The sequence below is a fragment of the Massilia sp. HP4 genome, from assembly GCF_005222695.1.
Lineage (GTDB): Bacteria > Pseudomonadota > Gammaproteobacteria > Burkholderiales > Burkholderiaceae_D > Telluria.
On the sequence record NZ_STGG01000041.1, the window covers coordinates 320,410 to 343,747 of the forward strand.

General features: G+C 65.0%; 20 protein-coding genes. 6 read left to right on the forward strand and 14 right to left on the reverse strand.

The genetic code is table 11. The features are described 5' to 3' along the window. Positions 1–43: 43 nt before the first annotated feature. Both guaA and guaB read right to left on the reverse strand, forming a co-directional pair. Positions 44–1,654, reverse strand: a complete 1,611-nt coding sequence (guaA, locus tag E8M83_RS15390; protein WP_137174201.1) for a glutamine-hydrolyzing GMP synthase — start codon at positions 1,652–1,654, stop codon at positions 44–46. A 142-nt stretch (positions 1,655–1,796) separates the two neighbouring features. After that, the gene (gene guaB / locus E8M83_RS15395) at positions 1,797–3,257 is read right to left on the reverse strand and encodes an IMP dehydrogenase (RefSeq protein ID WP_137174202.1); all 1,461 of its coding nucleotides are present in this window, start codon (positions 3,255–3,257) and stop codon (positions 1,797–1,799) included. Positions 3,258–3,406: 149 nt separating this feature from the next. Between guaB and E8M83_RS15400 the strand changes: the two genes are divergently transcribed. Beyond that, positions 3,407–3,910 carry a DUF4124 domain-containing protein gene (locus E8M83_RS15400; RefSeq protein ID WP_137174203.1) on the forward strand — a complete coding sequence of 168 codons (504 nt, stop codon included), beginning with the start codon at positions 3,407–3,409 and terminating at the stop codon, positions 3,908–3,910. Here E8M83_RS15400 and E8M83_RS15405 read toward each other — a convergent pair. The 3 genes from E8M83_RS15405 to E8M83_RS15415 form a co-directional block, all read right to left on the reverse strand. Further along, positions 3,882–5,018, reverse strand: coding sequence for a GGDEF domain-containing protein (locus E8M83_RS15405; protein ID WP_170976823.1), 1,137 nt, complete (start codon positions 5,016–5,018; stop codon positions 3,882–3,884). The two genes, E8M83_RS15400 and E8M83_RS15405, sit on opposite strands and share 29 nt — an antisense overlap. A 193-nt stretch (positions 5,019–5,211) precedes the next feature. Further along, positions 5,212–5,526: an RnfH family protein gene (locus E8M83_RS15410; RefSeq protein WP_137174205.1), complete on the reverse strand. Its 315-nt coding sequence runs from the start codon at positions 5,524–5,526 to the stop codon at positions 5,212–5,214. Next, positions 5,519–5,950, reverse strand: coding sequence for a type II toxin-antitoxin system RatA family toxin (locus tag E8M83_RS15415; protein WP_137174206.1), 432 nt, complete (start codon positions 5,948–5,950; stop codon positions 5,519–5,521). The genes E8M83_RS15410 and E8M83_RS15415 overlap by 8 nt, the downstream gene beginning before the upstream one ends. A 94-nt stretch (positions 5,951–6,044) precedes the next feature. Here E8M83_RS15415 and smpB point away from each other — a divergent pair, with 94 nt between their 5' ends. After that, the gene (gene smpB, locus E8M83_RS15420; RefSeq protein ID WP_123072330.1) at positions 6,045–6,494 is read left to right on the forward strand and encodes an SsrA-binding protein SmpB; all 450 of its coding nucleotides are present in this window, start codon (positions 6,045–6,047) and stop codon (positions 6,492–6,494) included. A gap of 26 nt (positions 6,495–6,520) precedes the next feature. Here the strand turns inward: smpB and E8M83_RS15425 are convergent, their stop codons facing one another. Then, the gene (locus E8M83_RS15425) at positions 6,521–7,714 is read right to left on the reverse strand and encodes a multidrug effflux MFS transporter (RefSeq protein WP_137174207.1); all 1,194 of its coding nucleotides are present in this window, start codon (positions 7,712–7,714) and stop codon (positions 6,521–6,523) included. Positions 7,715–7,827: 113 nt separating this feature from the next. Beyond that, a complete protein-coding gene (lepB, locus tag E8M83_RS15430; RefSeq protein WP_137174208.1) occupies positions 7,828–8,499 on the reverse strand; it encodes a signal peptidase I in 672 nt (223 codons plus the stop codon). 175 nt (positions 8,500–8,674) lie between these two features. On the opposite strand from lepB, the gene ppk1 reads away from it, so the two are divergent. Then, complete coding sequence (gene ppk1 / locus E8M83_RS15435; protein ID WP_137174209.1) at positions 8,675–10,837, forward strand: polyphosphate kinase 1; 2,163 nt, start codon at positions 8,675–8,677, stop codon at positions 10,835–10,837. Continuing rightward, positions 10,809–11,267 carry a histidine phosphatase family protein gene (locus tag E8M83_RS15440; protein WP_137174210.1) on the forward strand — a complete coding sequence of 153 codons (459 nt, stop codon included), beginning with the start codon at positions 10,809–10,811 and terminating at the stop codon, positions 11,265–11,267. The genes ppk1 and E8M83_RS15440 overlap by 29 nt, the downstream gene beginning before the upstream one ends. 36 nt (positions 11,268–11,303) lie before the next feature. Here E8M83_RS15440 and E8M83_RS15445 read toward each other — a convergent pair whose 3' ends face one another. From E8M83_RS15445 to E8M83_RS15455, 3 genes are all read right to left on the reverse strand, one after another. Further along, complete coding sequence (locus tag E8M83_RS15445; protein ID WP_137174211.1) at positions 11,304–12,752, reverse strand: Ppx/GppA phosphatase family protein; 1,449 nt, start codon at positions 12,750–12,752, stop codon at positions 11,304–11,306. 145 nt (positions 12,753–12,897) lie between these two features. Further along, entirely contained in the window at positions 12,898–13,101 is a 204-nt protein-coding gene (locus tag E8M83_RS15450; RefSeq protein ID WP_137174212.1) for a hypothetical protein, read from the reverse strand. Further along, a complete protein-coding gene (locus E8M83_RS15455) occupies positions 13,098–14,279 on the reverse strand; it encodes a PepSY domain-containing protein (protein ID WP_137174213.1) in 1,182 nt (393 codons plus the stop codon). Before E8M83_RS15455 ends, E8M83_RS15450 begins: the two co-directional genes overlap by 4 nt. Before the next feature lie 119 nt (positions 14,280–14,398). Here E8M83_RS15455 and E8M83_RS15460 point away from each other — a divergent pair, with 119 nt between their 5' ends. Then, positions 14,399–16,582 (forward strand): TonB-dependent siderophore receptor, encoded by a 2,184-nt coding sequence (locus tag E8M83_RS15460; RefSeq protein WP_137174214.1) that lies wholly within the window; start codon positions 14,399–14,401, stop codon positions 16,580–16,582. Positions 16,583–16,629: 47 nt separating this feature from the next. Here E8M83_RS15460 and E8M83_RS15465 read toward each other — a convergent pair whose 3' ends face one another. The 3 genes from E8M83_RS15465 to ppsA all read right to left on the reverse strand — a co-directional run bounded on the left by E8M83_RS15465 (position 16,630) and on the right by ppsA (position 20,612). Beyond that, positions 16,630–17,550 carry an SPFH domain-containing protein gene (locus tag E8M83_RS15465; RefSeq protein ID WP_137174215.1) on the reverse strand — a complete coding sequence of 307 codons (921 nt, stop codon included), beginning with the start codon at positions 17,548–17,550 and terminating at the stop codon, positions 16,630–16,632. A gap of 30 nt (positions 17,551–17,580) precedes the next feature. Next, complete coding sequence (locus E8M83_RS15470; RefSeq protein ID WP_137174216.1) at positions 17,581–18,009, reverse strand: NfeD family protein; 429 nt, start codon at positions 18,007–18,009, stop codon at positions 17,581–17,583. Between the two features lie 170 nt (positions 18,010–18,179). Continuing rightward, positions 18,180–20,612: a phosphoenolpyruvate synthase gene (ppsA, locus tag E8M83_RS15475; protein WP_137174217.1), complete on the reverse strand. Its 2,433-nt coding sequence runs from the start codon at positions 20,610–20,612 to the stop codon at positions 18,180–18,182. 200 nt (positions 20,613–20,812) lie between these two features. Between ppsA and E8M83_RS15480 the strand changes: the two genes are divergently transcribed. Next, positions 20,813–21,661: a pyruvate, water dikinase regulatory protein gene (locus E8M83_RS15480; RefSeq protein ID WP_170976824.1), complete on the forward strand. Its 849-nt coding sequence runs from the start codon at positions 20,813–20,815 to the stop codon at positions 21,659–21,661. Positions 21,662–22,127: 466 nt separating this feature from the next. Here the strand turns inward: E8M83_RS15480 and E8M83_RS15485 are convergent, their stop codons facing one another. After that, positions 22,128–23,324, reverse strand: a complete 1,197-nt coding sequence (locus E8M83_RS15485) for an EAL domain-containing protein (protein ID WP_137174218.1) — start codon at positions 23,322–23,324, stop codon at positions 22,128–22,130. Positions 23,325–23,338 lie beyond the last annotated feature (14 nt).

The following is a 23,338-nucleotide window of genomic DNA, read 5'->3' on the forward strand; positions in this document are numbered from 1 at the left end:
CGAGCCTTTTAAACAGCACAAGTATAGTTTCCAATATGAAATATTACTCCCACTCGATCGTCGCCGGCGGCTTGCCCGAAATATCGTACACAACGCGATTCAGCCCACGCACCTCATTGATGATGCGATTGCTCACCTTGCCCAGCAACGAATGCGGCAAATGCGCCCATTGCGCCGTCATGAAGTCCAGCGTCTGCACCGCGCGCAGCGCGACAACGTATTCATACGTCCGCCCATCGCCCATCACCCCCACCGACTTCACCGGCAAGAATACCGCGAACGCCTGGCTGGTCGCCTCATACCAGTTCACCGGCGCCTTGCCCGCATCGATGCCCGGCACTTGCGGCACTTCGAACGGCGTATTGCGCAGCTCTTCGATAAAGATCGCATCCGCCTCGCGCAGCAGATCGGCATATTCCTTCTTCACCTCGCCCAGGATGCGCACACCGAGACCCGGCCCCGGGAACGGATGACGATACACCATGTCATGCGGCAGCCCCAGCGCGACACCCAACTTGCGCACCTCATCCTTGAACAGCTCGCGCAACGGCTCGAGCAGTTTCAGGTTCAGGGTCTCGGGCAGCCCGCCCACATTGTGGTGGCTCTTGATCGTCTGGCCCTTCTTGCCCTTGCCGGCCGACTCGATCACGTCCGGATAGATCGTGCCCTGCGCCAGCCACTTGGCATTGGTCAGCTTGCCCGCCTCGACCTGGAACACCTCGACGAATTCGCGGCCGATGATCTTGCGCTTCTGCTCGGGATCGGTCACGCCGGCCAGGTGGCCCATGAACTGCGCCTCGGCATCGATGCGCACGACTTTCACGCCCAGGTTCTTGGAGAACATGTCCATGACCATCTTGCCCTCGTCCTTGCGCAGCAGGCCGTGGTCGACGAATACGCAGGTCAGCTGGTCGCCGATCGCGCGGTGGATCAGCGCCGCGGCGACGCTCGAATCGACGCCGCCCGACAGGCCCAGGATCACCTCGTCGGTGCCCACCTGTTCGCGGATCTTGGCGACGGCTTCGCCGATGTAATCCGGCATGTTCCAGTCCGACTTGCAGCCGCAGATCTCGTGGACGAAACGGCCGATGATGGCTTCGCCTTGCGTCGTGTGGGTCACTTCAGGATGGAACTGCAGCGCATAGAAACGGCGCTCTTCGTCAGCCATCGCGGCGATCGGGCAGCTATCGGTCGAACCCATCAGCTTGAAGCCTTGTGGCATGTCCAGCACCTTGTCGCCATGGCTCATCCAGACCTTCAGCATGCCGTGGCCTTCGTCGGTCACGAAGTCGTTGATGCCGTTGAGCAGTGCGGTGTGGTTGCGGGCGCGCACTTCGGCGTAGCCGAATTCGCGCTTCAGGCCGTTCTCGACCTTGCCGCCCAGTTGGGCCGCCATGGTCTGCATGCCGTAGCAGATGCCCAGCACCGGCACGCCGGCTTCGAACACCGCCTGCGGCGCGCGCGGCGAATCGCCTTCGAGCGTCGAGTTGTGGCTGCCCGACAGGATGATGCCCGAGGCGCCGTATTCGCGCACGAACTCGTCGCTGACGTCGTAGGGGAAGACTTCGGAGAACACGCCGGCGTCGCGCACGCGACGCGCGATCAGCTGGGTGACCTGGGAACCGAAATCGAGGATGAGGATTTTGGAATGCATGGAGACAGTAAGTAGTGTGCGCAGGGTGGAAGGCTTGCCGTCCACCCAACAAATTCTGGGCCAACAAGATGCTGGCGTCACGCGTCGGCGGCAAAGCCGCCAACCCTACGAAAACGGCGCTCACCGGCGCCGTCGCTGGAGCTTACTCCGAACGGTAGTTCGGCGCTTCCTTGGTGATCTGCACGTCGTGCACATGCGATTCGCGCATGCCGGCCGAGGTGATCTCGACGAACTCCGCCTTCTCGCGCAGCTCTTCGATGGTCGAGCAGCCGCAGTAGCCCATCGACTGGCGCACGCCGCCGATCAGCTGGAAGATAATCGCCAGCACGCTGCCCTTGTAGGCGACGCGGCCTTCGATGCCTTCCGGGACGAATTTGTCGGCCTTGGCCGAGGCTTCCTGGAAGTAGCGGTCGGCCGAACCGTCGGCCATCGCGCCCAGGCTGCCCATGCCGCGGTACGATTTGTAGCTGCGGCCCTGGTACAGGATCACTTCGCCCGGCGCTTCTTCGGTGCCGGCGAACATCGAACCCATCATGACCGTGTGCGCGCCGGCTGCCAGCGCTTTCGAGATGTCGCCCGAGAAGCGGATGCCGCCGTCGGCGATGCACGGCACGCCGGTGCCTTCGAGCGCCTTGGCCACGTTCGAGATCGCGGTGATCTGCGGCACGCCGACGCCGGCCACGATGCGGGTGGTGCAGATCGAGCCGGGGCCGATACCGACCTTGACCGCGTCGGCGCCCGCTTCCACCAGCGCCAGCGCGGCGGCGGCGGTGGCGATATTGCCGGCGATGACGTCCACGTGCGGGAAACGCTCCTTGATCCATTTCACGCGGTCCAGGATGCCCTGCGAGTGGCCGTGGGCGGTGTCGACCACCAGCACGTCCACGCCGGCCGCGACCAAGAGTTCGATGCGCTCCTCGTCGCGAGGGCCCACGCCGGTGGCGGCGCCGACCAGCAGCTTGCCCTGCGAGTCTTTCGATGCCAGTGGGTGCTCGTGCGACTTCTGGATGTCTTTCACGGTGATCAGGCCGCGCAGTTCGAACTCGTCATTGACCACCAGCACGCGCTCCAGGCGGTGCTTGTTCATCAGGCGTTTCGCTTCGGCCGTGTCCGCGTCCTCCTTCACGGTCACCAGCTTGTCGCGCGGCGTCATCTTGGCGCGCGCCTCGGCGTCCAGGTCTTCTTCGAAGCGCAGGTCGCGGTTGGTGATGATGCCCACCACCTGGCTGCCCTCGACCACCGGGAAACCGCTGATGCCGTGGTGCTCGGACAGCGCCAGCACTTCACGGATCTTCATGGTCGGCGGGATCGTGATCGGATCGCGCAGCACGCCGGCCTCGAAACGCTTCACCCGCGCCACTTCGCGCGCCTGGTCGCTTGGCCTCAGGTTCTTGTGGATGATGCCGATGCCGCCCTCTTGCGCTATTGCGATCGCCAGGCGCGATTCGGTCACGGTGTCCATCGCCGCCGACAGCAGCGGAATGTTCAGCGTGATGTTCCGGGTCAGCTTGGTGCGCAGGGAGGTTTGGGCCGGGAGAACGTTGGAGTAGGCCGGGACGAGCAGCACGTCATCGAAGGTGAGTGCTTTTTGGAGGAGACGCATAGTATTTCCTATAGGCGCAAAAGCAAATTATACAGAAACTCTCAATTTCCGTCGCCGGGCAGGCCAAAATTTGTTTTGCACGGTGCGCCGGGCAATTGACAGCCGAACCAAGACATGGCGAAATCGCAGTGCTCATCCAGGAATCTTCCATGCCTCTTCTGTCCAGAACTACCCTCGGCGCCCTGCTCCTGCTCGCCGCCACCGCCTCCCATGCCCAGTATGTCTGGATCGGGCCGAACGGCACGCGCCAGTATTCCGACCGCCCGCCGCCGCCCGGCACGCCGGCCAGCAAGATCGTCAAGGCGCCCGGCCGCCCGGCCTTCGAGCCGCAAGTGCCGGCGGCCGATGCAGCGGCCGACGGCGCCGGCAAGCCGCAGGACGCCAAGGCCCCGCCCACCCTGACCGAACGCGAAGTCGCCTTCCGCGAGCGCAGCAAGGCGCGCGCGGAACAGGAACAGAAAGACCAGGAAGCAGCGACGCGCCAGCGGCGGCTGGCCGAGCATTGCGCCGCCGCGCGCGAGACCCAGGCCCAGCTCGACTCCGGCATCCGTATCGCCAGGATCGGGCCGGACGGCGAAAAGACCTACATGACCGACGAAGAAAAGGCCGCGCGTAACGAACGGGTCAGGCGCGCACTGCAGGAGTGCCGCTGACCGGATCGGACTCGGGCGCCGCCTCCACGCGGTTGCGCCCGCCCGCCTTGGCCGCGTACAGGGCCGTGTCGGCGCGCGCCATCAGGCCGGCGATGCTTTCTCCCGGCTTCAGCATCGCCACCCCGATGCTGACCGTGTACGACACGCCGCTCGCGCCCCCCGCCAGTTGCGGCGTGCGCTCGAGCGCGGCGCGCAGGCGCTGGGCCACGGCGAGCACCGTGCGGCCGTCGGCGTCGGGCAGCAGCACGGCAAACTCCTCGCCGCCCAGCCGGGCGCAGTAGTCGATCTTGCGGATCACCTGCTGGGTGCGCTCCACCAGGTCGCGCAGCACCAGGTCGCCGACGCCGTGGCCATAGGTATCGTTGATGCGCTTGAAATGGTCGGCGTCCACCAGCAGCAGGCCGAGGCCGCCGCCACGGCGCTCGGCGCGCGCCAGTTCGCGCTCGGCGAAGGCGAAGAAGGCGCGGCGCGAGGCGGCGCCGGTCAGGTGGTCGTGGTCGGCTGCGTGGGCGCTGGCGGCGATCAGGCGCGCGTTGGCCATCATCACCGCACCCAGGGTCAGCGCCGGCAGCGCCATGGTGCCGATCGCGAAGAACACCAGGTTATAGGTGCTTTCTTCCAGCAGCGAATAAGGTTGATAGGCATCGATCGCATAGAAGGTCGCGCGCCAGGCATGGCCCGCGCCCAGCACCAGGGCGGCGCAGCGGGTAAAGGTGAACGGGTAGCGCAGGCGCGGCTCGACCGGTGCGCGCAGCGCCACGCCGATCGCGATGCAGACGGCGCCGTGGTACAGCGAGACCGACACGATGCGCAGCGCCGCCGACTCGATCGCGTAATGGAAGAACACGACGCCGGACAGGGCGGCCAGCGCACCGCCAGCCAGCCAGGGCCACGGCACGCGCCGGCCCAGGAAACGCCGGAAGCCGGCGTAGCTCAGGGTGATCGTGCCAAGGTAGAGCCCGTTGGCCACCTCGATGCTCAGGACATCGGGAATGAATCCGCGACCGGCAAACAGCAACAACGCCGCCACCGCCAGAAGATTCGCTTGTCGCCACTCGCGGATGCCGGCGACCTCGCTCTTGGCAAGCGAAGACAGGACCAGCAACATGACCCCCGACAAGGCAGTGGTCACCAATAACAGGCTCAGGGCATTCAACATCGGGACAGGGTGACGCTGGTGGATGTGCCGGTAAGGCACGATGGGGGCTCAATGGAACCGCCATGATACCAAGAAACTCCCGGAAATCTATCCAATTATTGCATTTGCGCAATATTCAACCGCCTGGCCCGCCCCGAACGGCTCAGGCCCCGCTATCGGCCGCATCTGCCGCAACGGCCTTCCTGGCGGCGCGCTTGCGACGCGAATCCTTGGGATCGGCCACCAGCGGCCGGTAGATCTCGATGCGGTCGCGCTCGCGCAGCACGGTGTCGAGCGTCTTTTTCTTGGCATAGATGCCGACCGCCTGCGTGGCCAGGTTGATGTCCGGGAAGGCTTCCAGCACGCCGCTGCGCTCGATTGCCTCGCCGATGGTCGTGCCCTGCTCCACCTGCATCGGGCGCAGCCATTCGTGCTTGTCAATGGCATAGCACACCGACACCGCCAGCATCTCAGCCATACAGCGCCTCGGCGCGCTTGCAGAACGAGTCGACCATGCTGTTGGCGATCATGCCGAACACGGGGCCGACGATCTGGGCCAGGATCACGCTCGAGAACTCGTATTGCATGTCGAAGTCGATCTTGCAGGCATCTTCACGCAGGGCCTTGAAACTCCACGTTGCCTCCAGCATCTTGAAAGGACCGTCCACCAGGTGCATCTTCATCTGGGTCGGGCGCTGGTTGTGGTTCGCCGTCGTAAAGCTCTGCTTTACGCCGTGGAAATTGATCTGCAAGCTGGCGACCAGTTTCTCGTCGGTCTGTTCGACGATCTTGACACCTGCACACCAGGGCAGGAACTTGGGATAATCCTCGACCTTGGCGACCAGGTCGAACATCTGTTCTGCGCTATAGCCAAGGAATACTGATTTGTGCACTACTGCCATTGGTCAACCGTTTGTTATGATGTTGGTCATTTGCAGGCGCCAGCTGTTGGCGCCATGGCAGTAGTTTAACCGACACGCGAAATTTCGCCTTTTCATGAGCATCGCTGACAATAAAAAAGCATTTTTTGACTACTTCATCGAAGACCGCTACGAAGCGGGTCTGGTGCTGGAGGGTTGGGAAGTCAAAGCCATCCGCGAAGGGCGGGTGCAGATCAAGGAAGCCTATGTGCTCGTTCGCAATAACGAGCTCTACCTGTTCGGCGCACACGTCAGTGCGTTGACGACGACTTCCACCTTCAGCCACCCGGAAGCGCTGCGTTCGCGCAAGCTCCTGCTGCACCGTGCCGAGATCGACAAGCTGATCGGCAAGGTCGAGCGCGCCGGCTTTACCCTGGTGCCGCTCAACCTGCATATGAAGAAAGGCCGCGTGAAGTGCGAGATCGGCCTGGCCAAGGGCAAGAAGCAGCACGACAAGCGCGCGACCGAGAAAGACCGCGACGCCAAGCGCGAGGTCAACCAGGCGATGAAGACCAACCGGCGCTGACCTTCAGCGACGGTGCGCAGCGCGGCTCAGGCTTCTTGCACGGTTGGCGCCGCTGCACTGCGCACCGACAACCGCCACGCCCCGAAGCTCAGCGCCAGCCCGCCCGCCACGCCCAGCGCCAGCCTGAGGGCGCTCTCGAACAGCAGCGGCGCCACCAGGCCCGAGACCAGGGCGAACGCCATCATCTGGATGAAGCCGACCATCGACGAGGCCAGGCCGCGGTTGCGCGGGAACAGCCCCATCGCGGTCAGCTGCACCGCCGGCATCGCCACCGCCAGGCCGAAGGTATACACGAACAGCGGCAGCACCGACCACGGTACGCTGGCCGGGGCAAAGGCGTGATAACCGACATTGAGCGCCACGCCCAGCGCCATCACGGCGTAGCCGGTCCACATCATGGCGGCCGGGGTCGAGGCATGGGCGCGCTTGCCGCCCCAGGCCGAACCGACCACCATGCCGCCCACCAGCGGGATGAACATCCAGGCGAAGGCGGTCTCGGGCAGGCCCAGGATCTCCATCACGAAGTTCGAGGCCGAGCCGATGTACAGCGACAGGCCGCTGAATGCCAGGCCGACCGACAGCGCCAGGAACACGAATTGCGGATTACGCAGCACCATCAGGTAGTTGCTGCCGATCGTGCCAGGATGGAAGGCCTGGCGTTTTTCGACCGGCAGGCTTTCCGGCAGCATCTTCGCGACCAGCAGGATCATCGCCGCGCCGAACGCGGCCAGGAACACGAACGACGAACGCCAGCCGAAGGTCACGTGCAGCCAGCCGCCCAGGATCGGGGCGATCGCCGGCGCCAGGCCGAACACCATCATGATGTGCGACATCATGCGCTGGGCCTGCGGGCCCGAGAAACGGTCTTGCACGATGGCCTGGCCGATCACCGAGCCGGCGCCGGCCGACAGGCCCTGCAGCGCGCGGAACACCAGCAGCCAGCCGAAGCTCGGGGCCCAGGCCGCGCCGATCGACGCCAGCGTATAGACGGCGAGTGCGGCCAGGATCACGGGGCGGCGACCGAAGGAGTCGGACAGGGTTCCGTAGAACAGCATCATGAAGGCGAACGTGAACAGGAACACGCTCAGGGTCTGCTGCACGGCCACCGGACCGACCGCGAATTCGGCGCCGATCGCCGGCATCGACGGCAAATAGGTGTCGATCGCCAGGGCGCCGATCATGCCCAGGCAGGCGAGGATGACGGTGAGGAGTTTTTGCATGTACTGCACTTTCGGGATATTGCCAACACTGCACGGCGCAGCGTGGGGGACGGGATTGTACGCTATTTTTATCTCGTCAATCTTCACCCGTCCTCACCTTCACGGCCGCCGGCCTACGGCGCGCGCAGCGACATGCCGAAGCGGTCCAGGCGCGGCATCCAGTCTTCCTGGTAGGCGGCCGACACCAGCACCCGTTCCGCGCGCCCGATCAGTTTCTCGCGCGGCACCAGGCCGATCGTGCGCGAATCGGCGCTGTCGTTGCGGTTGTCGCCCAACATCAGGTACTGGCCGGCCGGGATGCGCAGCGGCGCGAAGCTGCGCGCTGCGGCGACGCCGGGCAGCACCTGGATCCGCTGGCGGGTGCCGGCCACCTGCTCCTCGAGGCGGACCGCATCCACCAGCGTGCCGCGGCTGCGCTCGCGCGCCTCGCCCAGCACCGCGTAACTGCCGCCTTCGCCGTTGACGAACAGGCGGTCGCCCCGCATCTCGACCAGGTCGCCCGGCACCGCGAGCACGCGCTTGATCAGCCGGATGTCGTCTTGCGGCGAATGGAACACGACCATGTCGCCGCGCGCCGGATCGCCCAGGTGCGCCACGCTGTGTTCGGTCAGTGGTATCTTGAGGTCGAAGGCCATGCGGTTGATGAGCACCACGTCGCCCTCCAGCAGATTTGGCCGCATCGAGCCGCTAGGGATCGGGCTCCAGTCGGCCACCGCGCTGCGAAACACGCCGAACAACAGCACGAATACCAAAAAGCCCTTGTTGGCGCGGACGAAGTTTTTCATGGACGACTCCTCGGTGGATGGATGCGCCCAGCTTAACCACAGCCCGCACCTGCAGGCTTAGCAGTTCATTAATTGCATCGAGGCGCAGCAAACAGGCGGACGGCAAGGTGCGAGTGTCACCGGGCTGTCATATTTGACATCTACACTACCTGCGGGACGACTACGACCGCAGACTATGGATATGAAGAAAAAGGCCATCGGGGCTGAGCTCAAACAATTTTCCGACGGCGGCGCCTATTTGAACCGCGAACTGTCGCTGCTCGAATTCAATCGCCGCGTGCTGGCCCAGGCCGAAGACCCCACCATCCCCCTGCTCGAGCGCCTGCGCTTCTTGTGCATCGTGGCGAGCAACCTGGATGAATTCTTCGAGGTACGGGTCGCCAGCCTGCTGGCCCAGTACAAGCTGGACCGCGAAAGCGGCTCGGTGCCCGACGGCCTGGCCGCCGAACTCGAGCGCGCCAGCGCCGAATGCCGGCACCTGATCGCGCGCCAGTACAGCCTGTTCAATACCGAGATCCAGCCGCAACTGTCCGAACACGGCATCCACCTCTTGCACCGCAGCGAGCGCAATGCGGCCCAGCGCGCCTGGGTCAAGCAATACTTCGACCGCGAAGTGCGTCCGCTCCTGACGCCGATCGGCCTCGATCCGGCCCACCCCTTCCCGCGCGTGATCAACAAGAGCCTGAACTTCATCGTCGAGCTGGCCGGCAAGGACGCCTTCGGACGCGGTTCGGGCATCGCGATCATGAAGGCGCCGCGCGTGCTGCCGCGGGTGATCCGGCTGCCGGACGAACTCTCGGACAAGAAAGGCGCCTCGTACTGCATGCTGTCGTCGGTAATCCAGGCCCACATGGCCGACCTGTTCACCGGCCGCGAAGTGGTGTCGTATTCGCAGTTCCGTGTCACCCGCAACAGCGACCTGTGGGTCGACGAAGAAGAGGTCAAGAACCTGCGCCAGGCCCTGCAGAGCGAGCTGCACAGCCGCCAGTACGGCTTCGCGGTGCGCCTCGAAGTGAGCCGCTCCTGCCCGCAGCACCTGTCCGATTTCTTGCTCAACCAGTTCCACATCGACCGCAGCCGCCTGTTCTCGGTCGACGGTCCGGTCAACCTGAGCCGGCTGCTGGAAATCGTCAACGGCAACGACCGGCCGGATCTGGTGTTCCCGCCTTACGTGGCACATTATCCGGGCAAGCTGTCCGGCCCCGACCTGTTCGCCTCGCTGCGCAAGCACGACGCGCTGCTGCACCATCCATTCGAATCGTTCCAGCCGGTGATTAACTTTATTCAGTGCGCGGCGGCCGATCCGAACGTGGTCGCGATCAAGCAGACCATCTATCGGGCCGGCAGCAATTCCGAACTGGTCGACGCCCTGATCGCGGCCGCACGGCGCGGCAAGGAAGTCACCGTCATCGTCGAGCTGATGGCGCGCTTCGACGAAGAGGCCAACATCAACTGGGCCGAAAAGCTCGAACAGGCCGGCGCCCAGGTGGTGTACGGCGTGGTCGGCCTCAAGACCCACGCCAAGATGGCGCTGGTGCTGCGCCGCGAGCCCAGTGGCCTGCGCCGCTATGCCCACCTCGGCACCGGCAACTACAACCCGACCACGGCCCGCTTCTATACCGACATGGGCCTGCTGACGGCCGATGCCGACCTGACCGCCGACGTCAACGAAGTCTTCATCCACCTCACCAGCATGACCCGGCCCAAGCAGCTGTCGAGCATCTGGCTGGCGCCGTTCTCGCTGCAGAAGGAAACCGTGCGCGCGATCCGGCAGGAAGCCGACATCGCGCGTCAGGGCCGCCCGGGGCGCATCATCGGCAAGATGAATTCGCTGACCGACGAATCGGTGATCAAGGCGCTGTACGACGCCTCGCAGGCCGGGGTCAAGGTCGACCTCATCATCCGCGGCGCCTGCGCGCTGCGTCCCGGGGTGCCGGGCCTGTCCGAGAACATCAAGGTGCGCTCGATCGTCGGCCGCTTCCTCGAGCACACCCGCATCTATTACTTCCGCAACGACCTGAAGCACGACATGATGCTCAGCAGCGCGGACTGGATGAACCGCAACCTGTTCCGCCGGGTCGAAGTGGCGTTCCCGATCCGCTCGCCGGCGCTCAAGCGGCGCGTGATGCGCGAGGGCCTGCAGCCCTACCTCAAGGACAACGTCAACGCCTGGGAGCTGGCGCCCGATGGCCGCTACCGCCGGCGCAAGGCGCGCGGCAAGCAGCCGCGCTACAGCGCGCAGCAGGTCTTGATGGACACGCTGGGCGCCGCCAACCTCAATAAAGAATCGAACGACAAGGAGATCGACAATGGAACTGATCCTGTGGCGCCACGCTGAGGCCGAGCCAGGCGAACCGGATGCGCTGCGCGAACTGACGCCCAAGGGCCAACGCCACGCCGCGCGCATGGGCGCCTGGCTCGACCGCAAGCTGCCGCCGGCCTGCCGCATCCTGGTGAGCCCAGCCACGCGCTGCATCCAGACCGTGGAAGCGCTGGGCCGGCGCTACGAGGTGGTCGAGGCGCTGGGCACCGAATCGAGCGCCGAAGCGATCATCGACGCCTGCGGCTGGCCTGAGCACCGCCAGCCGGTGCTGATCGTCGGCCACCAGCCGCTGCTGGGGCAGGTCGCATCGATGGTGCTGTGCGGGGACAAGCAGGATTGGCGCATCCGCAAGGCGGGCGTGTTCTGGATCGAGCACAAGGAACCCGAAGGCGCGCCGTATATCCGCCTGGTGGCGGGGCCGGATGTGATCGGCAAGCTGCGCTGACCCAGCGCGCTGGACGGCGGCGCCGTCCAGCATGCATCACCGCGCCTGGAACGCTATCCCTACCTCATTCCAGCTGGATTCTTCCTTCTCGAACCACGGCGCCAGGGTCGGATGCCGCGCCAGCAGTTCCGGCGGCAGGTCGATCTCGATCCTGCCTTTCATGCGCAGACGCAGGCCGCCGATGTCGTTGTCGGCGCGCGCGTGCATCAACACCACGGCGAGGCGCAGCGCCAGCAGCGCCTTGGCCAGGTCGGGCTCCTGCAAGGCCTCGCGGACCTTGCGCAGATTGCCCTTTTGCCCCAGCACAAGCGTCGCCAGAAGGCGCTGTTCGCGCGTGGTGAAGCCACCCAGGTCGGCATGCTCGACGATATAGGCGCCGTGCTTGTGGGCGCCGCTCATCGAGATCGCCAGGCCGATCTCGTGCAGCATCGCGCTCCAGGCAAGGTAGTGCGGCTGGCTGTCGGCCTGCGGCTGCAGGCGCTCGTACAGGAGCGTCGCGATGCCGCAGGTGCGCAGCGCGCGCTGGGTGTCGACCCGGAAGCGCTGCATGCAGGAGCGGATCGCCGCGTCGCGCCGGTCGCGCCGGTTGGCGCGCAGTTCGAGGTCGGACAGCACGCCCAGGCGCAGCCCGGCATTGATCGCCTGCATGCGCTCGACTTTCAGCTCTTGCATGGCGCCGATCAGCACCGTCAGCCCGCCCACCATCACCGGCACCCGGTCGCGCTTGACGCCCTGCAGCGCGAAGGCATCCACGTGGCCCAGCTCGATCAGGATGTCGCGCAAGGCGTGCAGGCTGGCCTGCGACACCGTGCCGTCGCCGATCGCGTTGCGGCCGATGACTTCGGAGATCGCGCGCATCGTACCCGACGAGCCGTAGGCGGCATCCCAGCCCTGGGCGTGGTAGAGCGAAGCGGCGTCCTCGAAGCGGGCGCGGGCCGCGGTGACGGCGGCATCGAAGGCGCGCGCCGTGATGCGGCCGTCGGCGAAATAGGCGCGCGTCTGCGGCTGGGTGCCGATGCCGAACGATTCGACCAGGTGGATCTCGGCGCCGGTGCCGGCGATGACTTCGGTCGAGCCGCCGCCGATGTCGATCACCAGGCGCCGCTCGTCCTGGCGCTCGATGGCGCGCGTCACGCCCATATAGATCAGGCGCCCTTCTTCTTCGCCCGAGATGATCTCGATCGGATACCCGATCGCCGCCTCGAGCTGCGGCAGCAGCTGGTCGGCGTTCTTCGCCACGCGCATGGTATTGGTGGCCACCACGCGCACGGCGTCGAGGTGGTATTCGTCGAGGATCTTGCGGAAATCGGAGAGGCAGCGGATCGCCCCGCGCATCGCGGCGTCGGTGAGCATGTTCTCGCTGTCGAGTCCCGCCGCCAGGCGGATCGGGTCGCGCGCCGTGCGCACGATGTGCATGCGGGCGCCGAGCGGCTCGCCGATGTGCAGGCGGAAGCTGTTGGACCCGAGGTCGACTGCTGCAAACATGAGGCCCTTTCGAAGATGGACGAATCCCGCGTGCGGCCAGGCGCCGCGCACGGGATCGGAAGGTGCCAAGTATACAGCGTGGGCCGGGCCACGGCCAAATGCGGCACGCAAAAAAGCGCGCCAGGTGTTGCGTGCGGCGAGTCGCTCAGCCGTCCCGGCGGGCCTGTGGCGCGCGGCGCAGGCAATACCAGGCGCCGGCCAGGCAGGGAATGCCGAGCGTGACGGCGGACAGCGCGTCCCAGATGCCGTCGCCCAGCAGGGCCGAGATCAGGCCGATGGTGGTGAGGATCGCGAGCACGATCGGCGCACCCCAGATCTGCATCGCAGTACGGCTTGCATTGCGGCTCACGATGCGCCTCCTTCGCGCGCCAGGACCGGCGCATCGATGCGGTGGGCCGGCGTCTTGTCGAGCACCGCGGCCTTGGCGCTCGCGCTGGCGGTCTTGCCGCGCTTGACCCACAGGTAGAGGCCCGTGACCAGGATCACGATGGTAGCGATGTCGAGCAGCGCCCACAGGAATTTCATCCACTGCCCGCCGTAGTCGCCGAAGTGCAGCGGCTGCGACACCAGCAGCGCCTTCAGGTACCACGGCAGTTGCGGGGCGTCGGTCAGCTCGCCGGTATGGGCGTCGACCAGCACCGGCTGGTACATGCGCGAGCTGAACGGCTCATTGCCGTTCATGAAGATGCCGTAGTGATGGGCGCTGCTGAAGTCGGTGCCGGGGAAGGCCACGAAGGCGACCCGCATGCCCGGCAGGCGCGCCTTCGCCTTCTCGATCGCATCGTGCACCGAGGCGGTGTGCGGCTGCGGCGCCTTGTCCTTGTACTGGGCCAGGATCTGGCCCAGCTCATTGTGCTGGTAATACTTGTACATCAGGTCGGCCCAGGTGTTGATCATGCCGGTACCGCCGACCACGAACAGCCAGGTGAGCGTGACGATGCCCAGCAGGTTGTGCATGTCGAGCCATTTGAGACGGCTGCTTCTTTCCTTGCGCACGGTGCCGAAATCGAGCTTGCGCATGAAGGGCGAGTACAGGACCGCGCCGCTGACGATCGCCACCAACAGCAACAGGGCCATGAAACCCAGGAACAATTTGCCGGCCAGCCCCATGAACAGGTCGACGTGCAGCGCCAGCATGGTCGACATGAACACGCCGCCCTCGAAGGCCGGCTCGACGATCACCTTGGTGGTGCGCGCATCGACCGCGATCGGCTTGTAGTCGTGGTCGTGCATGTGGTCGGCCAGGGTCACGTGCCAGATCTCGGGCACGTCGGCCTCTTGCGAGATGAACATCGGCTTCTTGGTCGGGTACAGCTCCTTGGCCGAGGCGATCACGGCGTCGACGTTGCCCGGCGGCGTGGGCTGGGCCAGGACCGGCGGCTCGACCTCGTTGCCCAGCAGGTGGCCGATCTCGTGGTGGTAGATGAGCGGCAGGCCGGTCAGGCACAGCAGCAGCATGAAGACGGTGCAGACCAGGCTGGACCACTTGTGAATCCAGCCCCAGCGGCGCAGGGAAACGGGTGACATGTTATTGGGTGGGCTATATAGCTAGAAATTCAGACCATGAATAATAATCGTTCTCATTTACATATGCAAGCATGGGGCATAGAATGCGCATTACTTTTAACGCATAAAAAGAGCAAGACATGACTACCCCGCGCCTCACCTTTACCCCGGCCGCGCTGGCCGCCGCCCTCCTCGTCTCGCAGACCGCGCTTGCCCAGCAGGCCGAACCCAACAATGACGACGCCATCCAGACCGTCGTGATCACCGCCTCGGCCGACGCCTCGGCCCAGGGCTTGCCGGCAGCCTATGCCGGCGGCCAGGTTGCGCGCGGCGGCCGTCTCGGCTTGCTCGGCAATGTCGACATCATGGACACCCCGTTCAACAGCACCAACTACACCCATGCGCTGATCCAGGACCAGCAGGCGCGCAGCGTGGCCGACGTGGTGCAGAACGATCCGTCGGTGCGGGTGGCGCGCGGCTTCGGCAACTACCAGGAGCTGTACATGATCCGCGGTTTTGCCGTGGGATCGGACGACACGGCCTATAACGGCCTGTACGGCCTGCTGCCGCGCCAGTTCGTGGCGACCGAACTGATGGAGCGTGTGGAAGTCTTGCGCGGCGCGCACAGCTTCATCAACGGCGCGGCCCCGGCCGGCGGCAGCATCGGCGGCTCGATCAACATCCTGCCCAAGCGTGCGCCGAACCAGGAACTGAGCGAAGTCACGCTCGGCGTCGAGACCGGCGGCCAGGGTTATGGCGCCATCGACCTGGGCCGCCGCTTCGGCGAACAAGGCCGCGCCGGCGTGCGCGTCAATATCGCGCACCGCAACGGCGACACCGCGGTCGACCGCGAGAAGCGCGAACTGTCCGTGTACTCCCTGGGCTTCGACTACCGCGGTCGCGGCTACCGCCTGTCGGCCGACGTCGGCCACCAGGACCACCAGCTGAGCAATGCGCGCCCGAGCGTGGACCTGGCGCTGGGCCTGCCCATGATCGCCGCGCCGGAGGGCGACCACAACTTCGCCCAGCCGTGGACCGTCTCGAACGAGCGCCATACCTTCGGCACCGTGCGCGCCGAGATCGACCTGGGCGCCGACGCGGTGGCCTGGGCGGCCGGCGGCCTGCGCAACGGCCAGGAGTTCAATGTCCTGGCCGGCTTCGACGTCAATGCCGTCAATGGCGACGGCACGATGAGCCGCTTCGACAATATCCGCAAGGACCAGGTGCGTACCGGTGAAGTGGGTGTGCGCGGCCAGCTGCGCACCGGCGCCGTCAAGCATACGCTCAGCGCGTCGGCCTCGGCCTTTCATTCGACGTCGCGCAATGCCTTCGGCATGAGCGACTTCGCGGGTTTTGCCTCGAACATCTATACGCCGCGCGACGTGGCCCCGCCGCCGGCCAACGCCTGGCCGTCGGGTGGCGACATGAACAATCCGCTGGTGACCGGCAAGGCTATCCTGTCGAGCCTCGCGATCGCCGACACCATGTCGTTCATGGATGACAAGGTGCTGGTCAACGTCGGCGTACGTCACCAACGCCTCAAGGATTACGGCTACGCCAACGACACGGGCATCGAGAACGCCGGCTACGAGGAAAGCGAGAACACGCCGTTCGCCGCCATCGTCTACAAGCTGCGCAAGGACGTGTCGGTGTATGCCAACTACAGCGAAGGCCTGCAGCGCGGGCCTGAAGCATCGGGCGTCGGCATTGTCAACTCAGGCACCAAGTTTGCCCCCTATGTCTCGCGCCAGCGCGAAGCCGGGATCAAGTACGACAGTGGCCGTTACGGCTTGACTGCTGCCGTGTTCACCACCAGCCAGCCGAGCGCCTACGTCGAGAATAATGTCTTCGGCGTGTTTGGCGAGCAGCGCAACCGCGGCCTCGAGCTGTCCGTGTTCGGCACGCCGCTGCGCGGCCTGAAACTGCTGGGCGGCCTGACCCTGCTCGACGCCGAGCAGCGCATCACCCGGGCCGGCGAGAACCAGGGCAAGGATGCGATCGGCGTGCCGCAGACGCAGCTGAACATCGGCGCCGACTGGAACGTGCCTGGCGTGGACGGCTTGTCGCTCAATGCCCGCACCGTGTACACCTCGAAGCAGTACGCCGATGGCGCCAACCTGCAAAAACTGCCGTCGTGGACGCGCCTCGACCTGGGCGCCACCTACAACACCCGCTTCATGGACCGCGACCTGACCCTGCGCGCGCGCGTGGACAACGTCACGGACAAGAATTACTGGGCCTCGGCCGGCGGTTATCCGGGCGCGGGCTACCTGGTGCTGGCGGCGCCGCGTAGCGTGGTGGTGTCGGCGACCGTGGGGTTCTAAGCCGGATCAGTGCAGGCGCGGGTCGTCCCTGGCGACGATCGCGTGCTTCATTTTTGCGCCTTCACGATCTGCAGCGCGCTGGCGATCACGGTGCTCATATCGCCCAGGTTGGCCGGCACGATCAGGGTGTTGTTGGTCTTGGCCAGGTTGGCGAAGGCGTCGACGTAGTGTTCGGCCACGCGCAGGCTGACCGCGTCCATGCCGCCCGGCGAATTGATGGCGTCGCCCACCTGGCGCAGCGCCGACGCGCTGGCCTCGGCCAGCGCCACGATGGCGGCCGCCTCGCCCTGGGCGCGGTTGATCTGGGCCTGCTTGTCGCCTTCCGAGCGGGCGATGGCGGCTTCGCGCTCGCCGCTGGCGATATTGATCTGCTCCTGGCGCCGGCCCTCGGAGGCCGCGATCAGGGCCCGCTTCTCGCGCTCGGCCGTGATCTGCGCCTGCATCGCATGCAGGATCTCGGCCGGCGGGGTCAGGTCCTTGATCTCGTAGCGCAGCACCTTGACGCCCCAGTTGGCGGCCGACTCGTCGATCGCGTTGACGATGTGGGTGTTGATGTGGTCGCGTTCCTCGAAGGTCTTGTCCAGCTCCATGCGGCCGATCACCGAGCGCAAGGTGGTCTGGGCCAGCTGGGTGATGGCCTGGATGTAGTTCGACGAACCGTAGGACGCGCGCATGGCGTCGGTGACCTGGAAGTACAGGATGCCGTCCACCTGCAGCTGGGTATTGTCGCGCGTGATGCAGACCTGGGGCGGCACGTCGAGCGGGATCTCCTTCAGGCTGTGTTTATAGGCGACGCGGTCGACGAAGGGCACCACGATGTTCAGGCCCGGGGCCAGGGTGGCGTGGTACTTTCCCAGGCGCTCGACCACCCACGCGTTCTGCTGCGGGACCACGTTGATGGTCTTGAACACGAAGACCAGGGCGATGGCGAAGATCACGATCGCGACCACGCTGAAAGACAGTTCCATGTGCATCCTTTCTTGTTATAAGGTGTTCTGTCAGGGCTGGCGCCGGGCCACGATCAGGCGGTTGCCCTGCACTTCGACGATCTCGTAGTCGCCCGGCTGCGGCAGGGTGTCGGCGAGCAGCTCGACGTCCCACAGGGCGCCGCGGTACATCACGCGCGCGCGCCGGTCCTGCCACTGCGGCACGGTGACGCGCTGGCCGATATCGAGGTTGATGCTGGGGTCATTCGCGGCCTCGCCGCGCCGCGGGCGGGCGTAGCGGGTACGGCGCAGGACCATGGTGGCGCCGATGCCGACGCCCGCCGCGACCAGCGTCTGCAACGGGCCGCTGGCGCCGAGCCAGGCGGCGCCGGCGCCGAACAGCAGGCCGACCGCGATCATCAACAGGTAGAACGTGCCGATGAACAGCTCGGCCACCACCAGGATGCCGGCGCCGATGAGCCAGTACGTCCAGTCGGACATGGCAGGGTCTCCTTTTTCGTTATCGAATAAAAAAACCCCCGTTACCCGGAACGGGTAGCGAGGGTTCTGCATGACCGCACGATGAGGCACGGCGGTCGTTCTTGAGGGCTTGGAAAGCGATCATTCCTGCCAGTGTAGCACCGGCGGCCCTCGAAGGGGAATGCCGGGGCTCAGGCCTTGGCCAGCTTTTGCCAGGTTTCGATCACCGAGTCCGGGTTGAGCGACATCGACTCGATGCCCTCGTCCACCAGCCACTGGGCGAAGTCGGGATGGTCCGACGGCCCCTGGCCGCAGATGCCGACGTACTTGCCCTGCTTGAGACAGGCCTTGATCGCCAGCGACAGCATCGCCTTGACGGCCGGATCGCGCTCGTCGAAGTCCTTGGCCAGCAGCTCCATGCCGGAGTCGCGGTCCAGGCCCAGGGTGAGCTGGGTCAGGTCGTTGGAACCGATCGAGAAGCCGTCGAAATACTCCAGGAACTGCTCGGCCAGGATGGCGTTGGACGGCACTTCGCACATCATGATCAGGCGCAGGCCGTTTTCGCCGCGCTTGAGGCCATTCTGCGCCAGCAGGTTGACCACTTTCTCGGCCTGGCCGAGGGTACGCACGAACGGCACCATCAGCTCGACGTTGGTCAGGCCCATCTCGTTGCGCACGCGCTTCATGGCCGCGCATTCCATCGCGAACGATTCGGCGAAGTCGTCGGCCAGGTAGCGCGCGGCGCCGCGGAAGCCCAGCATCGGGTTTTCTTCGTCCGGCTCGTAGCGCGAACCGCCGATCAGCTTCTTGTACTCGTTCGACTTGAAGTCGGACAGGCGCACGATGACCTGCTTCGGCCAGAACGCGGCGGCGATGGTCGCCACGCCCTCGACCAGCTTGTCGACATAGAAGGCGCGCGGCGAGGCATGGCCGCGGGCGACCGACTCCACTGCCTTTTTCAGGTCGGCGTCGATGTTCGGATACTCGAGGATGGCCTTCGGGTGCACGCCGATATTGTTGTTGATGATGAACTCGAGACGGGCCAGGCCGACGCCGTTGTTGGGCACCGACTGGAAGTCGAAGGCCAGTTGCGGGTTGCCGACGTTGAGCATGATCTTGGTCTTGATCGGCGGCAGTTCGCCGCGCGAGACTTCGGTGACCTCGGTTTCGAGCAGGCCGTCGTAGATCATGCCTTCGTCGCCTTCGGCGCACGAGACGGTGACCAGGGTGCCGTCTTTCAGCACGTCGGTCGCGTCGCCGCAGCCGACCACCGCCGGCACGCCCAGCTCACGCGCGATGATCGCCGCGTGGCAAGTGCGGCCGCCGCGGTTGGTGACGATCGCCGAGGCGCGCTTCATGACCGGCTCCCAGTTCGGGTCGGTCATGTCGGCGACCAGCACGTCGCCCGGCTGCACACGTTCCATCTCCGACGGGTCGGTGATGACGCGCACCGGGCCGGCGCCGATCTTCTGGCCGATCGCGCGGCCGTGGGTCAGCACGGTGCCGGTGCCCTTGAGCTGGAAGCGCTGCTGGGCGTCGGTGGCCTTCTGCTGCGATTTGACGGTCTCGGGACGCGCCTGCAGGATGTACAGCTTGCCGTCGCGGCCATCCTTGCCCCACTCGATGTCCATCGGACGGCCATAGTGGTTCTCGATGATCATCGCGTACTTGGCCAGCTCGATGACTTCTTCCTCGACCAGCGAGTAGCGGTTGCGCAGCTCGATCGGCACGTCGACGGTCTTGACCGAGCGGCCGGCCTTGGCCTCGCTGGTGAATTCCATCTTGATCAGCTTGGAACCGATATTGCGTCGGATGACGGCCGACTTGCCCTGGGCGAGCATCGGCTTGTGGACGTAGAACTCGTCCGGGTTGACCGCGCCCTGCACCACGGTCTCGCCCAGGCCGTAGCTCGAGGTGATGAACACCACGTCCTTGAAGCCCGATTCGGTGTCGATCGTGAACATCACGCCGGATGCGCCGGTATCCGAGCGCACCATGCGCTGCACGCCGGCCGACAGCGCGACCTCGGCGTGGGTGAAGCCCTTGTGTACGCGGTAGGAGATCGCCCGGTCGTTGTAGAGCGAAGCGAAGACGTGCTTCATCGCCTCTAACACGTTGTCGATGCCGACCACGTTCAGGAACGATTCCTGCTGGCCGGCGAAGGATGCATCCGGCAAGTCTTCGGCGGTGGCCGAGGAACGCACGGCGAACGAGACTTCGGTTTCCGAGCCGGCGACCAGGCGCTCGTAGAACGAACGGATGTCCTGCTCCAGGCGGGGCTGGAACGGGGTCTCGACGATCCAGCCGCGGATCTCGGCGCCGACCGTTGCGAGCGTGCGGACGTCGTCGACGTCGAGGTTATCGAGGCGGCGCGCGATGCGCTCGCCGAGGGATGCACCGCCATCGACGCTATGGCCGAGGAAGTCGCGGAAGGCGTCGGCGGTGGTGGCGAAGCCGGTCGGCACGCGCACGCCGGCGCCGGCCAGCTGGCTGATCATCTCGCCGAGCGAGGCGTTCTTGCCGCCGACCGACTCGACGTCGGTCATGCGCAGGTCTTCGAACGATGCCACGTATACCCGTGTGGCGCCGTCGGGCTGCAATGCTGGAGTAGCTAGGTTAGTCATGGTAAAACACCCTTACTTGATGATGGAAAGCCGTTGGAGCACTGCTCGGCAAGCGGGGGCGTGTTTGACGTGTTCTTGTTATTCTGGCCCGCGTGCAGCACAATGCAAAACCCGTTGCCGAGCATTTTACCCCGCGACAGGGTGATGTGCAGCGCACTTTTGATGCAACTTTGTCAGCAAAGCCTTCCGATCCAGCCACCATGACCGACGATTCCCTGCCTCCTCCAGTTACTGCCTCGCGCACCGTGTTCTTCGTCTCCGACGGCACCGGCATCACGGCGGAGACCTTCGGCCACGCCGTGCTGAGCCAATTCGACCTGCGTTTTCGCCAGATCCGGCTGCCGTTCGTGGATTCGATCGAGAAGGCGCACGACGCCGCACGCCGCATCAACGAGAGTTTTGCGCTGCATGGGCAGCGTCCGATCGTGTTCTCGACCTTGGTGAAGAACGACCTGTCGAGCGTGATCCGGGCCGCGAACGGGATGCACATGGACCTGTTCCAGACCTTCGTGGCGCCGCTCGAGCAGGAGCTGGACGTGAAATCGACGCACACGATCGGGCGCATCCACAATGCGGTGGACACCGAGGAATACAAGAACCGGATCGAAGCCATCAACTTCTCGCTGGCGCACGACGACGGCCAATCGCACAAGAACCTGGCCGAGGCCGACGTGATCCTGGTGGGCGTTTCGCGCTCCGGCAAAACCCCGACGAGCCTGTACCTGGCGATGCAATACGGCCTGAAAGCCGCCAATTATCCGTTGATCCCCGACGACTTCGAACGCAGCAAGCTGCCGAGCTCGCTCCCGCCATTCAAGGCTAAGCTGTTCGGCCTGACGATCACCCCCGAACGCCTCTCGCAAATCCGCAACGAGCGCCGCGCCGGCAGCAAGTACGCATCGCTGGAGAACTGCCGCTACGAAGTCAACGAAGCCGAACAACTGATGCGCCGCGAAGGCATCCGCTGGCTCTCCTCGACGACAAAATCGATCGAAGAAATCGCCACCACCATCCTCCAAGAAATCAAACCCGATCGCCGCGAATACTAACTCGCCGACCAATCGCCAATTAGGGTCAGAGTAGAATTAATAAGAAAGATTTTTAATCACTCATTAATTCCGAACAAGACGGCGCCATCTTGCTTGAAAGCTCGTGCGAGTTAATTGGGGTCAGTGTCGAATTGTTTGACAACTTTGAAGAATTGCCCGGCAATTCGACTCCGACCCTCATTAATTTCTTGAAGTTTGGCGCCTTTGGCCGACCACCCAGGAAATAGAGTAACGCAGACAAATAGCTCGCCCGTTTATTACCGCTAAACCAGACAATTTTAATCAGGGTCGGAGTCGAATTGTTTGACAACATTTACTGATCAGTCGTTAATTCGACTCCGACCCTAGTTATCCTTCGAGCAATTGGCTAATAATTCTACTCCGACCCTCATTATTCGCCGGCCGAATTTGCGAAATTGCTCAACAATTCTACTCTGACCCCAATTGATGGGTTATTGATTGAGAGTTAGAAGAATTGGCGCCAGTCGGCGAGCCAGGTCGGGAAGGCGGCGGCTTCCATGGGGTTGGCGATGTGGTAGCCCTGGGCGTAGGTGCAGCCGAGGCTTTGGAGGAAGTCCCAGTCCTGGCGGGTTTCGACGCCGACCGCGACCGACATCCGGTCCAGGCTGTGGGCCAGGTTCAGGCAGCTGCGCAGGACCGTGCCCAAGGGACGGCGCTTCGAGGCGCCGTCGACGAAGCTGCGGTCGATCTTCAGTTCGGTGAAGGGGATGCGGGCCAGCAGCTGCAGGTTCGAGCGGCCGGTGCCGTAGTCGTCGATGGCCAGGCCGAAGCCCATCATGCGCAGGCGCACCAGGCGCTCGATGAAATCGGGGTTCGTGTTCAGGACCGACGACTCGGGGATCTCGAACGTGATGTAGTCCGGACTCACCTCGTGGCGCTCGAGCGAGGCGACGATCTGGCGCACGAAAGCGGGATGGGCCAGGGTTTCGGGCGCGATGTTCAGCGAGATCGGGACCGGGATGCCCTGCTCCTGGAGCCAGCGGCAGCGCTCGACCGACAGCTCGATCATGCTCCAGTCCAGGAAGTCGATGCGGCCGCTTTCTTCCAGCGCTTCCATGAAGGATGCAGGGCCAAGCACGCCGTGCTCGGGGTGGCGCCAGCGGGCGAATGCTTCCAGGCCCTTGACTTGTCCGGTCGCCAGCTCGATCTTCGGCTGGAAGAACGGCTCGAACTGGCGCTTCTGCAGGCCGATGCCGATCTGCTGGAACGAGAATCGCGGGCCGCCCGGCCTTCTCGGCGGGCGCGCCAGCGGGGTGTAGTTGTCGAGCAGCGGCTTCAGTCTGGCGGCGGTCACCGGCCTGGCGATCGCGCCCAGCAGCTCGACGCCCAGGGCCTGGGCCAAGGTCTCCACCGAGAACAACAGGTCGGCCGGGCGGGCGCCGGTCACCACCAGGCGCGCCGGGCCCTGGATCTCGCCCAGCTTGCGAATCAGTTCCAGGCCGTCCATGCCAGGCAGGTCCAGGTCGACGATGGCGACGTTCACCAAGGGCGCCACGCCGGACTCCAGGATCTGCAGCGCGCGATGGCCGTCCGCGACGTCGGTGACGCGGCTGGCGCCCAATTGGCCCAGCATCTCGACCAGCGCACTGCGCTGGGCCGTGTCGGCTTGTGCCACCAAAAAATGCAAATGCGCGATGTCCATCGTTGCTCCAGTCT